Raw genomic sequence first — 13,661 nt, forward strand, 5'->3', positions numbered from 1 at the left:
GGGCAAATGATCGATTATCTGCGTCGCCGTCTGCTGCTCGAAGACAAACCGCTGCGGTTGAAGCGTCTGCTGCAGCCAATGCAATCACGCAACGCTCTGATCTGCACGTTTCTAGCACTGCTCGAACTCGTGAGGCTGCAAGCCATTCTTCTTCGACAGGACAAAGTCTTTGGAGAAGTCTTTATCAAGAAGCACGAGAACTTTGAAGCCGTGATGGCTGAAGGAGCCGCCGTTCGGGACGACTGGAAGTAAAAGCTGAGCAGCACAGCAGCTCAGGAGCTTAGAAGCTTTTTCATGAGCCTTAAAGCCAAAATCGAAGCCATCATCTACGCCGCCGAAGAGCCGGTAACAGTGGAGCAGATTATCGCCGTCGTTGCCGACGAGTTATCAACCGAACAGGCAGCCCAACCCGCAGAAAACGTATTGCCCATTGACGGCGCGCAGCCGCAAACGGAAGAACAGGCCCCTGAGCAAACTCTCTCTGACGCGAAACAGGAAGCCAAGCAGCAGCGTGACCGCGCGCGCCGTCGCGTTCGCGAAATCATCGAGCAACTTACTGCGGAGTACGAATCCGCCGATCACGGCATGGAGATTCGCCAAGTGGCTGGCGGGTATCGTATGTCCACTAAACCTGAGCATCACGACGTGGTGCGCTCGTTCGCCAAGAGCCTGAAGCCGCCGATCCGACTCTCGCTGCAGGCCTTGGAAACGCTCGCCGTGATCGCTTACAAGCAGCCCGTCACCGGGCCGGAAATCAGCGAGATTCGAGGCGTTGATTCGAGCGGCGTACTCGCCAGCCTCGTCTCGCGCAAGCTGATCACGACCGCCGGCCGCAAACAAGTAATCGGCCGCCCGATTCTCTACAAGACCACCAAAGACTTTCTTATGCGCTTTGGTCTGAAAGACATCGGAGAGCTGCCCAGCATCGAAGAGTTTGAGAAGCTGACGGCGGCAGCGCATAGCGATCTCTTCCAGGCCGAAGGTGCGGTGGCCGATGCAACCGGAGTCCCGGATGTGCCCGAGCAAACTTCAGAGCACGCGGACGCGCAAGGGCGCTACGACGAGAACACGGTTGAAACGCCGCGCGCGAGCAATGAGTAAATCGGGAAAGCGAATCCTTCATGGCTCTTGAGCGATTGCAGAAGATCATTGCCGCCGCCGGGATCGCCTCGCGACGCAAAGCTGAAGAGCTGATCCAGTCCGGCCTGGTAAGTGTAAACGGCACCACCGTCACCGAACTCGGCAGTAAGGCCGATCTGGAAACCGATTCCATCCGCGTCAATAACAAGCTGCTCAAAGGCGCAGAGCGCCACGAATACATCGCGCTGAACAAACCGCGCGGATACGTCACCACCGTCTCCGATCCTGAAGGCCGTCCGACGGTGATGGAACTCATCCGAACAAAAGCGCGGCTTTATCCCATCGGACGACTCGACTTCAACAGCGAAGGCCTGCTGCTGCTCACCAATGACGGCGATCTCGCGCACAAGCTGATGAAAGCTGCGTCGCACATTCCCAAGACTTACCTCGTGAAGATCGCCGGTCAACCGCAAGAAGAGCAGCTTCGCCGCCTGCGCGCCGGCGTTACGATCGCAGAAGAGCGCGACCCCAAGCGCCGCGTGCGCACAGCGCCTGCGCAGATTCGCGTGATCAAGGAAGCCGACAATCCCTGGCTCGAGGTCACGCTGCACGAAGGACGCAATCGGCAAATTCGCAAGATGTTTGAGGAGATCGGACATCACGTGGAGAAGATTCGGCGCGTGCGGTACGGGCCTCTGGAGCTTGATCTCCCTCCAGGTGAGTCCCGGCCATTGAACGGAAGGGAAATTTCTCTGCTGCAGCGCGCGACCGAGACTGAGGCCAGGCGCAGTTTCAAAACGGAGCGCCAAGATCGAGTCTCGCGTACATTCGAGAGACCTGAGCGTCCCTTCCGCGAGCGTGAAAGAGGAGAACGACGCATCGACGAGAGGAAACGCGAATACCCTCGGAAAAACGAAGGCAATCCGCAACCAACAAATCGGGACCGATCTCGCTCTCGCCCGCAGTTCGAGAAACGAGATCGAGGGGAGTGGCGTCGACGCGACGATGCTCAGCCTCGCTTCTTTGACAGGGGCTTCAGGCGAAATGAGCTCCCACGCGGAGCGGGGCAGAGTCGCGGGCGCGCGGGAGATGAAAGACGTAAATCGTTCTTCGCACCCGGAGGAAAGAGGCGCGATGAAACGAATCGCGAGCGCGACGAAGAGCAGAGGTTCTCTCGAGAAGGCAAAAGGCGTCGGCATTCAGCGCCGCCAGACCAGCGTGGAACCGGCCGCCCCCGGCCAGGTTCTTCGTAGGAATTCAGTGGTCGGAACTCTCAACCCTCCTGTTCGACGATCGTTGATCACCGACCAAACAACCGAGCGAGTTTGCTCGGCTACACGTTTGCCCTGATACACTCTCCAGTTCTCTGACCTGCTTCGGCGTGCGTTGATGAAAATTTCAGACCTTGTGCGCGAGCACATTCGCGGACTCTCAGCGTATGTGCCGGGAAAACCCGTGCGTCAGGCCGAACGCGAGAGCGGCATTCGATGTATCAAGATGGCGTCGAACGAGAACCCTTTCGGCCCATCACCTCTCGCCATCGCTGCCATTCGTCAGGCGGCAAACTCCACGAACTTTTATCCGGACAATGATGCCAACGATCTGAGATGCGCTCTGGCTGAGCGCCACTCAGTCGAACCCGAGCAGATTCTAGTTACCGACGGCTCTACTGCGCTCATTGACATCATTGCGCGAAGCTTCCTTGCGCCGGGACTCAACGCGATAACCAGCGAACGCTCTTTCATTGTCTACAAGATGGTGACGCGCTCGGTGGGAGGCACTCTGATCGAAGTCCCTATGCGGGATGATCACTTCGATCTCAACGCAATCCTCGCCGCCATCACACCGGAAACTCGCATCGTCTACATCGCAAATCCGAACAATCCTACCGGCACGATGTTCTTCGCCGATGCGCTGGATCGCTTCGTCGAACGCGTACCGCAGCACGTGATGATCGCGCTCGACGAAGCGTACTCGGATTATGCCGAGTTTCACGCGCGCAAGAAGAGCGAGGTCTATTCGCGCTCCATTGAACACGTCAAGCAGGGCCGCGAAAATGTCGTAGTGCTTCGAACATTCTCCAAAGCCCACGGGCTCGCCGGGCTGCGTGTCGGCTATGGAATGGGCGATCCCAAAATGCTGCGTTATTTTGCGCAGGTGAGAACCGCGTTTTCCGTTTCGGGAATCGGCGAAGCAGCCGCGCTGGCTGCACTTCGGGATGAGGCTCACATTCGTCTGTCGGTCGAGCGTAACGCAGAAGGTGTTGCGTATCTCACGCCGCGACTCCGGGAGCTCGGCTTTCGCGTGGTTCCGACGACTGCGAATTTCATCTACCTGGAAACCGCCGAGAATCCCTCCGAGCTCGGCCGCCGTGTCCAGAATGAAGGCTGCATCATTCGCAGCCTGGTGCCTTGGGGTATTCCCAACGCTCTGAGAATCACGGTTGGAACTCCTGAGCAAAACAGGACGCTAATCGAGTCGTTGAAAAGAGTGCTGAAAGGCCTCCAAGCAGACCTTAAGCAGCGGGTTCCTTCGGTAATTTCTCCCTAAGCTCATCTGCCAGCATCTGCAGAGGCGTGGTTTCCGCCATTTCTTTCACAGTTGGATCACGCTCGGCTGTGTCGATGCCGAGGCGCTGACAAATTGCGCGCTGGAGCTGAAGAATTTTTGTGATCTCTTCTTCGGCGAGAAGGTCGATCTGCAGATTAAGGTGATCGCGCTGGTCAACACGCTGCGACATTCGATTCTGCTTCATAAGAACGAAGGTCGAAAGCAGCACAGCTTCGACCGAGACTACCATGGCGAGCAGAATAAACGGATAAGGATCGAACTTCGGCAAACCGAAGAAGTGACCGGTGTTGATCAGAAACCAGAGTGTGAGCCAAACCACGTGTATTAGAACGAAATAAATGCTGCCACTGAATCCGGCAATCGCATCGGCGATGTAGTCGAGCCACCTTCTATCGCGGAGAAACCTGCGCTCGAGATTGGCAACCGTCTCGATGTTGCGCTCGGTCGCGCTCGCAAGATGCCCATCTTGTTGAGGATCAGCCACACAAGACTCCCTCCCCGGAAAAATAGGACTAGCTAGCGCGTTGGAAGCGATCGCCCAACCGGGTTTTGCCTGAGGGCTCGGGCGGTTTGGCGACTAGTCGCACTTCGCCATCGGAGTCTCGCTCGAGACTATGTGTCTGGTTGCAGCGATCGCAAAGCCAATAGAGCTGAGAGCTTTCGCGGATAGAGTCTGCGGTGAATTCAAACAGTTTTCCGTCGCCGAAGTAGCGGAACTGGGCAGAGCAATGCGGATTGTGACACTTGGAAACCACGGCCAGAGTTGCGCAATGCTAATCGCTTGAAGAATGGATGCCTTGCCTTGGAGGGATAGATGCCCTGCACAACTTTGGGGCAAAAGATAGCGTGAGCTGCAGCGAGGAACTCGGCTGGCGCGAAGCCGTTACTGGTCTTTAGGTTTCTTGCCGCCGTGCTTGGAGGCTTTCTTGGCGCGCTGGCGTGCGCGTTCAGAAGCTCCGACATCGTCGGCGTTCTGATCTGGTTCTTGCATCGCGAATTGAAAAATAAAACATGTCACTTCGCATCGCAAGAGTTTTTAGAAAAATTTACTTACACAAAAGTAACAAGCGGCGGAGCACTGCCCGCCGCTGGTCACGTGCGAGAGTAAACTACGTCGTCGCCGGACGGCCACGGAACAGATGCACGATGAAGGAGATCACCGCCAGAGCAATCAGAATGTGAATCAGACCGCTCGTAATGTGAACCGCCAGCCAAAGTATCAGCCAGATTATCGCCAGGATAATCGCAAGCGTTAGAAACATACTCACCTCCCAGAGCCAGAGCTACTCCAGCTCCCGTTTCAGCGCGCACTGCAAACCGCGCCTGCTTATCTGAGAGGAGTTCTTTCCGCTCCGGGTTGGCACCATTGCACCGGAAATGCTGCAGCGCTAGAGCGTAGTTGATCTCTGCTTCAGGTACTCTCGCGCAAGCAGCCCATAGATTTCGACATCGAGGTACTCGCCCCATTTGCGGATGTGTTCCCGAGTTCTGCCTTCGTGCTTCATCCCAAGCTTTTGCAGGATTCGGCCCGACGCGGGATTGTTTACGAAGTGTCCTGCATCGATGCGATGTAACCGGAGATTCTCAAACCCGAATCGCAGCACCTCGCCTGCGGCTTCCGTGCAGTATCCGTTTCCCCAGAACGGGACGCCGATCCAATAGCCAAGTTCGGCGCGGTTATGCTCCAAGTGGGCGGCAAGGCCAATGCCGCCGCACAGTCGCTCACTCTCTTGTAGAAATATTCCGAAGCGCGCGCCTTCCCGCTTCTCCCAGACGGAATCGCTGTATTCGAGAAACTTGAGCGCGTCTTCTTCGGTGTATGGATGGGGAATTCGCAGCGTCGTCGCGGCGACTTCGCGAGCGCCGATCAGCGGCAGGATCTGGGGAATATCGTCTCGACACAGCGGACGCAGTATCAGACGACTGGTCTTCAGTACCACAGCATTGGTTGGCAGGTTCATTGGGAGTTCCGCGAAGTCGGCTCCTTCGAGATGACAGCTCCGCTAGCGTCAGTATCATGAGAGTAACGGAGCAGGGGCAATCTTGCTGACGATAGCAAGCCCAGATGCAACAATCTGAATTGCATCCTAACCACCGCATGGCCACGCTGAGCACGTCCCCGCCGCAATCCAGATTGGCTGGCGCGTTCCGGTCGCTGCGACACCGCAATTTCCAGCTCTTCTTCGCCGGACAGCTCATCTCGCTGATCGGCACTTGGATGCAGAGCGTCGCCGAATCATGGCTGGTCTACCGGCTCACGGGGTCTTCCCTGCTGCTCGGGACGGTGGCATTTTGCGCCCAGGTTCCTATCTTCCTGCTTTCGCCCGTGGCCGGAGCCGTGGTCGACCGCCGCAATCGGCACCGCATAGTCATCGCAACGCAGACCACGTCGATGCTGCTTGCGTTCACTCTTGCCATGCTCACGCTATCCCACGTTGTGCGCGTCTGGCAGATCTTTGTCCTCGCTTCGCTACTCGGTTTTGTAAACGCGTTCGACATTCCGGCACGCCAGGCGTTCATCGTAGAAATGGTCGGCAAGGACGATCTTATGAACGCCATCGCCTTGAACTCCTCAATGTTTAACGGGGCGCGCATCATCGGCCCTGCGATTGCCGGCATTCTTGTAGCCAGCATTGGCGAAGGCTGGTGCTTTTTCGGAAATTCCGTCAGCTACATCGCCGTGATCACCGGACTGCTGATGATGAAGGTCTCTCCTCGTGAGCTATCCCGCCACACATCAGCGTTGACCGCGATCAAAGAAGGTTTTCAGTGGGTGTTCAACACCAAGCCCATCTTTTTTCTGCTGCTTCTGGTTGGCCTCGTAAGTTTGGTGGGAATGCCGTACGCCGTACTCATGCCTATCTTCGCCGACCGCATTCTGCACAGTGGTGCGCGCGGTCTTGGCATCTTGATGGGATTCAGTGGCGCTGGAGCTCTGATCGGGGCACTAGCTTTGGCTGCTAAGTCCGGACTCAAAGGCCTAGGCACGTGGGTGATGGCATCGTCAGCCTGCTTCGGCGTTTTCCTTGCCATGTTTGGTTTTTCGCGAATGTTCTGGGTTTCGGCGGTGCTGCTCATTCCTGTGGGCATGTTCATGATGGTGCAAATGGCGTCGACGAACACCCTCATTCAATCCATGGTGCCGGACCGACTCCGCGGCCGCGTGATGTCGGTGTACTCCATGATGATGATGGGCATGGCCCCACTGGGTGCATTGCTGGCCGGCGGGCTCTCGAATCGCATCGGCGCACCTCTCACCGTCGCCATTGGCGGCTTCTGCTCAGTTCTGGGATCAATCTGGTTCGGCTCGCGCCTGCCGGTTCTGCGGGGCGAAGCTCGACGTCTGATCATTGCTCAGGCATACGCAGGCGGCGATCCGCCGCAGGAGATGACCACGGTGCGCGAGGACTGAATCGCAACCCGAAGACACATCCGTGACGGGTAGGCTCGTCGGGCGTTTCGTGGCCGCGTTCTCCATGGTTGCATATGAGGTTGAAGTAGTTTCCTTGTCCGGATTCGGGTGGAAGCCCTCGACCCTAATCGAGGGCACCACGGCGAACCCGCGCGCCTCGCAGCAAGCACACAGCGCCGCTCTAGCGTTGGCCCGTGCACGCGCGCTTCGCGCGTGCGCTAAAGCGCGGCTCTCTCTCGCCTCCATAGACGCACGGCTTCGCTGCGTGCATCCCGACTGAAGTCGGGAGCTACCACCGAAGACCAACCGGCTCTTTCTCGGAGCGAACCCGCTCAAACGATCTGCAGTACACTTCGCTGTGATGATCCGGGATCTCTCACTCGACCACAAGCCCGTCAGTAATTTTCTCGATCAGACAAGCGGGGATACTGCTCGTTACCGCCTCAGCAGCGACCAATTAGCGTTCTTCCGTGACCATGGATACCTCAGCGGTGTGCGCATTTTGGATGACGATCAGGTCGAAACTCTGCGCAAGGAGCTCGCAGAATTAACCGATTCGTCTCATCCAGGCCACGAGCTTTTCTACGAATACCACTCGAATGAGTCGGGAGACCCCAATACCGTTCTCTTCCACGCACTGGGAGCCTGGCGAATCACACCGGGCTTTCACGATCAGCTGTGGAACCCGGCATTCACAGTTCCGGCATCGCAGTTGCTCGAAGGACCAGTGCGTTTCTGGCACGATCAGCTCTTCTGCAAGCCGGCCCACCATGGCGGAGTCGTAGCCTGGCATCAGGATTATTCCTACTGGACGCGCACCCAACCACTTGCGCACCTGACCTGCTGGATCGGTCTCGATGACTCCACACGCGAAAACGGCTGCCTCCAGTACATTCCCGGCAGCCACCGCTGGCCCGATCTTCCCATTACGGGACTCGCAGGCGACATGAACGCGATTGAGGCTGTCTTGACCGAAGAACAAAAGCAGCAGTTCAGGAGTCCAGTTGCCGTGGAGCTCAAGCAAGGGGAGGCGTCATTTCATCATCCGCGCCTGGTCCACGGATCATTTGCCAACCACTCCAGCCGCTCACGTCGCGCCACCGTGATCAACGTAATGCGCGATGGCGTTTGTTCGGCCACAAATGAGCCGCTGCTGACGGGAGTTCCCGTAATTCCACGAGGACACAAGGTGGAGGGCCAATTCTTTCCGCTCTTGCTCCCTGGCCAGAATTGACGCAAGTCGAGGCGCCTTTTGCTACCTCCTACACATGCAACAACACCGGCCCAGTCTCTGAGAACAACCCGCGTCCGGCGGCAATCCTCTCATCATAGTTGCTGGTGGAGGACTGTCTCATGCTCAAGGATCTGCTCTCAAATTGGCCTCTGGTGCAGCAAATCAAGACTGGCGCCGATGGCACTGGAACGGAGGCCATGAGTGAGCGCACGCGCAATCTCAAGCCGAAGTTTGATGGCGCGCAGGTGGCTCGGTCCGTTTGCCCATATTGCGGCGTCGGTTGCGGGCAGCTCGCGTTTCATAAGAATGGCAAGCTGATCAGCATTGAGGGAGATCCCGAGTCGCCGATTTCTCGTGGGCATCTCTGTCCGAAAGGGGCCGACAGCTTTGAGCTAGTCACCAGCCCGACGCGTGAAACCAAAGTCAAGTATCGCCGGCCATATTCCCGGGAATGGGAGTCGCTCGATTTGGAGCAGGCGATGGACATGATCGCCGACCGGCTCTGGAAATCGCGCGAAGACACATTCGAAGAAGAAAAAGAGGGTCATCCGGTGATGCAGACCAAGGCCATCGGCCACCTCGGCGGCGCAACCCTCGACAACGAAGAAAACTACCTGATCAAGAAACTATTCAGCGGCGGCCTGGGAATGGTTTGCATCAGCAACCAGGCCCGTATATGACACAGCTCAACGGTTCCCAGTTTGGGAACCTCGTTCGGACGCGGCGGCGCCACCACAGCTCAGCAGGACCTTGCCAACTCTGACGCGATCCTCATTATGGGATCTTCGATGGCAGAAAACCACCCTGTCGGATTCCAGTGGGTGATGGAGGCGCGAAAGCGCGGCGCAAAGATCATTCATGTTGATCCACGGTTCACGCGAACCTCGGCGATGTCCGATATTTGGGTGCCGATGCGTTCTGGGAGCGACATTGCCTTCCTCGGCGGACTCATCCATTACGTTCTCGAACAAGGGAAAGAGTTCCGCGAGTACGTCGTTCATTACACCAACGCTGCGACGATCCTGCGCGATGACGTAAAGCTGCCCGACGATCTTGATGGTGTGTTCTCGGGCTGGGATGAAAAAGAAAAGAAATACTCGCCGGAAACCTGGCTATATAAAGGCGAACCGGCACACAGCGATGCTACGAAGCCCGGGCACGCCAGCGCGGGCGGAGGTCACGGAAAAGATCGTGGCGGAGAAGCCGGCGACCTGACCAAACACGAGATTGATCCCACCCTAAAGAATCCAATGTGCGTCTTCAACGTGCTCAAACGGCACTTCGCGCGTTACACGCCTGAGTTCGTGGAGCGCGTGTGCGGCGTTCCGAAGGAGCAGTTCCTCAAGGTGGCGCACGTATTCTCGAACGCTTCAGGGCCTGACAAAACCGGAGCAATTTGCTATGCCGTCGGCTGGACGCAACATTCAAATGGAGTGCAGATCATTCGGACCGCTGCCATCCTTCAGCTTCTGCTCGGAAATATCGGGCGACCCGGCGGTGGAATTCTTGCCCTGCGTGGTCATGCCAGCATTCAGGGTTCAACGGATATTCCCACGCTCTACGACATCCTTCCTGGCTACATTCCTATGCCATTTTGGGAAAGCGATGCCCATAGCCTCGATCAGTACGTCAAACGCCATCGCAGCAAAGCGGGATGGTGGAGCAATTTTGAGAAGTACATCGTGAGCTTGTTAAAAGCCTGGTACGGCAAAGCAGCAACGAAAGACAACGAGTTTGGCTTCGGTTGGCTGCCGCGAGTCACCGGCGACCATTCTGAGTCGGGCTACTGGCTCGACATGCAGGACGGGAAGATGGAAGGGCTCTTCGTCATGGGCCAGAATCCGGCAGTCGGAGCCGCGAATGGTAGGCTGCAGCGCACTGCTCTTAGCAAATTGAAATGGCTGGTCGTACGTGATTTCGTCGAAACCGAAACGGCCTCCTTCTGGTACGACTCGCAGGAGATCGAGCGCGGTGAGCTGAAGACCGAAGACATCGCTACAGAAATCTTCTTTCTTCCCGCGGCTTCGCACGTAGAGAAAGAGGGCAGCTTCACCAACACGCAGCGTCTGCTTCAGTTCCATGAAAAGGCAGTCGAGCCTCCTGGCGCTTGCCGCAGCGAGACCTGGTTCATGTACCACCTTGGCCGCCGCATGAAGGATAAGGCCAAAGGTTCAACTCGAAAACGCGATGCCGGCCTGAATGCTCTCACCTGGGACTATCCCACCGAAGGCGCGATTCGCGAGCCGAAGGTCGATGCCGTGATTTGCGAGATCAACGGCTATCGCACCGATAAAGGCGAACTGGTGCGCGAATACACCGAGCTGCAGGATGACGGTAGCACCGCCTGTGGCTGCTGGATTTATTCCGGCGTTCATCCCAAACCGGGACACAACATCTCCAACATGCGCAAGCCGCACGACTACCTTGGCCACGGGTGGGGATTCTCTTGGCCATCGGATCGTCGCATCCTGTACAACCGCGCATCGGCCCGTCCGGATGGAAAGCCGTGGAGCGAGCGCAAGAAGCTGGTCTGGTGGGACCAGAACAAACGCCAGTGGACGGGCGAAGACGTGCCCGATTTCAAGAAAGACGTGGCCCCGGATTATCGGCCTGACCCTGGCGCGGAGGGCATGAAAGCAATTGCCGGTGATAAACCGTTCATCATGCATCCTGACGGCGTCGGATGGCTGTGGGTGTCGAGCGGATTGAAAGATGGTCCGCTGCCGACGCACTACGAGCCGCTGGAGCCGGTAGTCAAGAACGAGCTGTATCCAAAGCATCCCCATAATCCTCCGGCTAAGAAAAAGGAGCGTCCGGACAACGCTTACGGCTTCCCGTATGACAAACGGTTCCCGCACGTGCTCACGACGTATCGCTTGACCGAGCATCACACGGCAGGTGGAATGAGCCGCACGCTCTCGCACTTGGCCGAGCTGCAGCCGGAGCTCTTCTGCGAAATCTCTCCCGAAATGGCACAGGAGCTTGGCATCGAGCATGGCGGATACGCGACCATCATGAGCCCGCGCGGAATTATCGAGGCGCGCGTTCTGGTCACACCGCGCATGAGGCCATTCATGGTTGAAGGACGGCGCGTGCATCAAGTCGGACTTCCCTACCACTGGGGCCGCCGGGGCATTGCGGTCGGCGACACAGTGAATGATCTGCTGGCGATCTCCGAAGAGCCAAACGTGCGCATCATGGAAACCAAGGCGCTGATCTGCGACATTCGTCCCGGGCGGCGTCCGCGCGGCAAAGCGGCGCTCGACGAGCTGCACGCAAAGATGAAGGAGGCAGCATGAGCGCAACGACTGCATTCCTTACCGACTCGACGCTCTGTATTGGCTGCAAAGCCTGCGAGGTCGCCTGCAAAGAATGGAACGACCTCGGCGAAGACGGCCTGAACTGGACTGGCTTCTCCTACGACAACACCGGCGCAGTCGGCCACTCGACATGGCGACACGTCAAGTTCGTAGAACATCCGCCCGAGATCGGACACGGCGGAAACAGTCCTGATATCGCTTCATGGACATTCTCTTCCGATGTCTGCAAGCATTGCGCAAACGCTGGATGCCTTGAAGCGTGTCCCACAGGTTCGATCGTGCGCACGGAATTCGGCGGTGTGTACGTCCAACCCGACATCTGCAATGGCTGTTCGTATTGCGTGGTGGCCTGTCCCTTTGGAGTGGTTCAACGCAATAAAGAAGACGGACGAGCATTCAAATGCACGTTCTGCTACGACCGGCAGAAAGTCGGACTCACTCCCGCCTGCGCGCACGCGTGTCCCACCGAGTCAATTAAGTTTGGCAGGCTGGATGATCTGCGAGCGGAGGCCGCAAGGCGTCTCGAAAAATTGCATGAAGAAGGAATGGAAGATGCGACGCTCTACGATCCCACAGAGACGAGCGTCGGCGGCATTCACGCGTTCTTCATCACGCGCGGCGATCCACGGCAATACAATCTGCCACCGCAGCCGGAGATTCCCACCATCTACGCTGAGCGCGGATGGAAATCGGCTGCGATCGGCGCAGGCGTGCTCGCAGTGGGAACGCTGCTGGCGTTTCTGGGAGGCCGGCAATGACCGATTCGGCACTTCCCTCTCGGCTGCAAGTCAGCGATCCCGACATTTCATTTCAGCGCCGCGAGCGTCGCCTCGAAGCCATCCGCACCGAGGCGTTGCGGACTGGTCGCGTGGAAGCAATCGGTGCGCGTCCTGGTGGTTCCCCAATTCCCATAGCCAGTGTTGAAACCGGCTACTACGGCATTCCCATGCTTAAAGAGCCGCAGTGGAGCTGGGAAATTCCTGTTTATTTCTTCGTTGGCGGAGCAGCCGGAGCCGCTGCCGTAATCGCTGAGTTTGCACAGATGACCGGAGCGGCAACGGAGCTCGTGAATGATGCACGAACGGTAGCGGCTATCGGCTCGATTCTTTCTCCGGCGCTCCTGGTTTCCGACCTGGGAGTCCCGTCGCGTTTCCTGAACATGCTGCGCGTCTTCAAAGTGCAGAGTCCGATGTCGGTCGGCGTTTACATCGTCAGCCTCTTTGGGCCGAGTGCTACTGCAGCCAAGATCGTCAACTGGGCTCGGCGCAATGGCTCCGGGACAATGCTCAAAATCATCGAAGGCGCTGCGGGACTATTCGCAGCTCTTGCCGGATTGGGAATGGCGACGTACACCGGCGTTCTCATCGGAGCAACAGCAATCCCAGTCTGGAACGAGAACATCGACACGCTGCCGACTCACTTCGCCCTTTCCGGGCTCGCCGCCGGAGTATCTGCAATTCAGCTCATGGGACATGAGGAAAGCCGCGCGCTCAATATCCTCGGAATCGCCGCGTCGGCAGGCGAAACGCTCGAAGGCGTGAAACTCGAAATGGAAAAGAAGCCCGCGAGCGAGGCAATCAAGAAAGGATTCAGCGGAGCGATCACGCGCCTCGGCGGCGTCCTCTCCGGGCCCCTTCCCCTCGCGCTGCGCCTTGCGGCAATTTTCACCAAGGACTCGCGCTCGAAGAACCTGGTGCGCGCAGCATCAGCCGCGAGCCTCGCTGGCTCGCTACTTACCCGCGTGGGATGGATTCGCGCCGGCCACTCATCTGCGCGCGATTACCGGCTGCCATTGAAGATTCCGGCTGGGACCTCCAAACTCGGAACGGCATACCGGGAGGCGGTTAGACCTGAGGCCGTGGTGGGAGGTCGGGCCGAAGTGAATTACGAGCGAGCGCTGTAGGCGGCCAAGTCGCCAGTGCAAAAGCCATTTCCTTGAACAGCGAATTTTGCAGCGAACTGAAAAATTAAGGGCGCAAAATCCTCGAATTCTGCCCAAAATCCGCAAATTTTCCCCTCCCACCAGGGAATTAACAGCGATACT

Annotated in this window: 12 protein-coding genes; 9 read left to right on the forward strand and 3 right to left on the reverse strand. The window is 57.7% G+C overall.

The genetic code is table 11. The annotated features are described in order from the left end of the window. From VFU50_03885 to hisC, 4 genes are all read left to right on the forward strand, one after another. Positions 1-252: segregation/condensation protein A (locus tag VFU50_03885; GenBank protein HEU5231977.1), on the forward strand; the 252-nt coding region annotated here is incomplete at its 5' end. Between the two features lie 42 nt (positions 253-294). Beyond that, the gene (scpB, locus tag VFU50_03890; protein HEU5231978.1) at positions 295-1,101 is read left to right on the forward strand and encodes an SMC-Scp complex subunit ScpB; all 807 of its coding nucleotides are present in this window, start codon (positions 295-297) and stop codon (positions 1,099-1,101) included. Between the two features lie 20 nt (positions 1,102-1,121). After that, positions 1,122-2,333: a pseudouridine synthase gene (locus VFU50_03895; GenBank protein HEU5231979.1), complete on the forward strand. Its 1,212-nt coding sequence runs from the start codon at positions 1,122-1,124 to the stop codon at positions 2,331-2,333. A gap of 136 nt (positions 2,334-2,469) precedes the next feature. Further along, complete coding sequence (hisC, locus tag VFU50_03900) at positions 2,470-3,630, forward strand: histidinol-phosphate transaminase (protein ID HEU5231980.1); 1,161 nt, start codon at positions 2,470-2,472, stop codon at positions 3,628-3,630. On the opposite strand, the gene VFU50_03905 is transcribed toward hisC, so the two are convergent. From VFU50_03905 to VFU50_03915, 3 genes are all read right to left on the reverse strand, one after another. After that, positions 3,596-4,135 carry a DUF1003 domain-containing protein gene (locus VFU50_03905; GenBank protein HEU5231981.1) on the reverse strand — a complete coding sequence of 180 codons (540 nt, stop codon included), beginning with the start codon at positions 4,133-4,135 and terminating at the stop codon, positions 3,596-3,598. The genes hisC and VFU50_03905 overlap by 35 nt on opposite strands. A 625-nt stretch (positions 4,136-4,760) precedes the next feature. Beyond that, positions 4,761-4,913 carry a DUF5670 family protein gene (locus VFU50_03910; protein ID HEU5231982.1) on the reverse strand — a complete coding sequence of 51 codons (153 nt, stop codon included), beginning with the start codon at positions 4,911-4,913 and terminating at the stop codon, positions 4,761-4,763. 126 nt (positions 4,914-5,039) lie between these two features. Then, complete coding sequence (locus tag VFU50_03915; GenBank protein HEU5231983.1) at positions 5,040-5,612, reverse strand: GNAT family protein; 573 nt, start codon at positions 5,610-5,612, stop codon at positions 5,040-5,042. A gap of 137 nt (positions 5,613-5,749) precedes the next feature. Here VFU50_03915 and VFU50_03920 point away from each other — a divergent pair, with 137 nt between their 5' ends. The 5 genes from VFU50_03920 (at position 5,750) to nrfD (ending at position 13,520) form a co-directional block, all read left to right on the forward strand. Further along, positions 5,750-7,063, forward strand: a complete 1,314-nt coding sequence (locus VFU50_03920; protein ID HEU5231984.1) for an MFS transporter — start codon at positions 5,750-5,752, stop codon at positions 7,061-7,063. Positions 7,064-7,424: 361 nt separating this feature from the next. Beyond that, positions 7,425-8,297 (forward strand): phytanoyl-CoA dioxygenase family protein, encoded by an 873-nt coding sequence (locus VFU50_03925; protein HEU5231985.1) that lies wholly within the window; start codon positions 7,425-7,427, stop codon positions 8,295-8,297. A gap of 119 nt (positions 8,298-8,416) precedes the next feature. Next, positions 8,417-11,596: a formate dehydrogenase gene (gene fdh / locus VFU50_03930; protein ID HEU5231986.1), complete on the forward strand. Its 3,180-nt coding sequence runs from the start codon at positions 8,417-8,419 to the stop codon at positions 11,594-11,596. After that, positions 11,593-12,375: a 4Fe-4S dicluster domain-containing protein gene (locus VFU50_03935; GenBank protein HEU5231987.1), complete on the forward strand. Its 783-nt coding sequence runs from the start codon at positions 11,593-11,595 to the stop codon at positions 12,373-12,375. Before fdh ends, VFU50_03935 begins: the two co-directional genes overlap by 4 nt. After that, positions 12,372-13,520, forward strand: coding sequence for an NrfD/PsrC family molybdoenzyme membrane anchor subunit (gene nrfD / locus VFU50_03940; GenBank protein HEU5231988.1), 1,149 nt, complete (start codon positions 12,372-12,374; stop codon positions 13,518-13,520). The genes VFU50_03935 and nrfD overlap by 4 nt, the downstream gene beginning before the upstream one ends. The last annotated feature ends 141 nt before the right edge of the window (positions 13,521-13,661 follow it).

Source organism: Terriglobales bacterium (assembly GCA_035764005.1).
Classification (GTDB): domain Bacteria; phylum Acidobacteriota; class Terriglobia; order Terriglobales; family Acidobacteriaceae; genus Gp1-AA112.

Bases quoted from the DNA above. Each gene is read 5' to 3' on its own strand.
- scpB (HEU5231978.1), top strand. From the start codon at position 295: ATGAGCCTTAAAGCCAAAATCGAAGCCATCATCTACGCCGCCGAAGAG.
- VFU50_03895 (HEU5231979.1), top strand. From the start codon at position 1,122: ATGGCTCTTGAGCGATTGCAGAAGATCATTGCCGCCGCCGGGATCGCC.
- hisC (HEU5231980.1), top strand. From the start codon at position 2,470: ATGAAAATTTCAGACCTTGTGCGCGAGCACATTCGCGGACTCTCAGCG.
- VFU50_03910 (HEU5231982.1), bottom strand. From the start codon at position 4,913: ATGTTTCTAACGCTTGCGATTATCCTGGCGATAATCTGGCTGATACTT.
- VFU50_03915 (HEU5231983.1), bottom strand. From the start codon at position 5,612: ATGAACCTGCCAACCAATGCTGTGGTACTGAAGACCAGTCGTCTGATA.
- VFU50_03920 (HEU5231984.1), top strand. From the start codon at position 5,750: ATGGCCACGCTGAGCACGTCCCCGCCGCAATCCAGATTGGCTGGCGCG.
- VFU50_03925 (HEU5231985.1), top strand. From the start codon at position 7,425: ATGATCCGGGATCTCTCACTCGACCACAAGCCCGTCAGTAATTTTCTC.
- VFU50_03935 (HEU5231987.1), top strand. From the start codon at position 11,593: ATGAGCGCAACGACTGCATTCCTTACCGACTCGACGCTCTGTATTGGC.
- nrfD (HEU5231988.1), top strand. From the start codon at position 12,372: ATGACCGATTCGGCACTTCCCTCTCGGCTGCAAGTCAGCGATCCCGAC.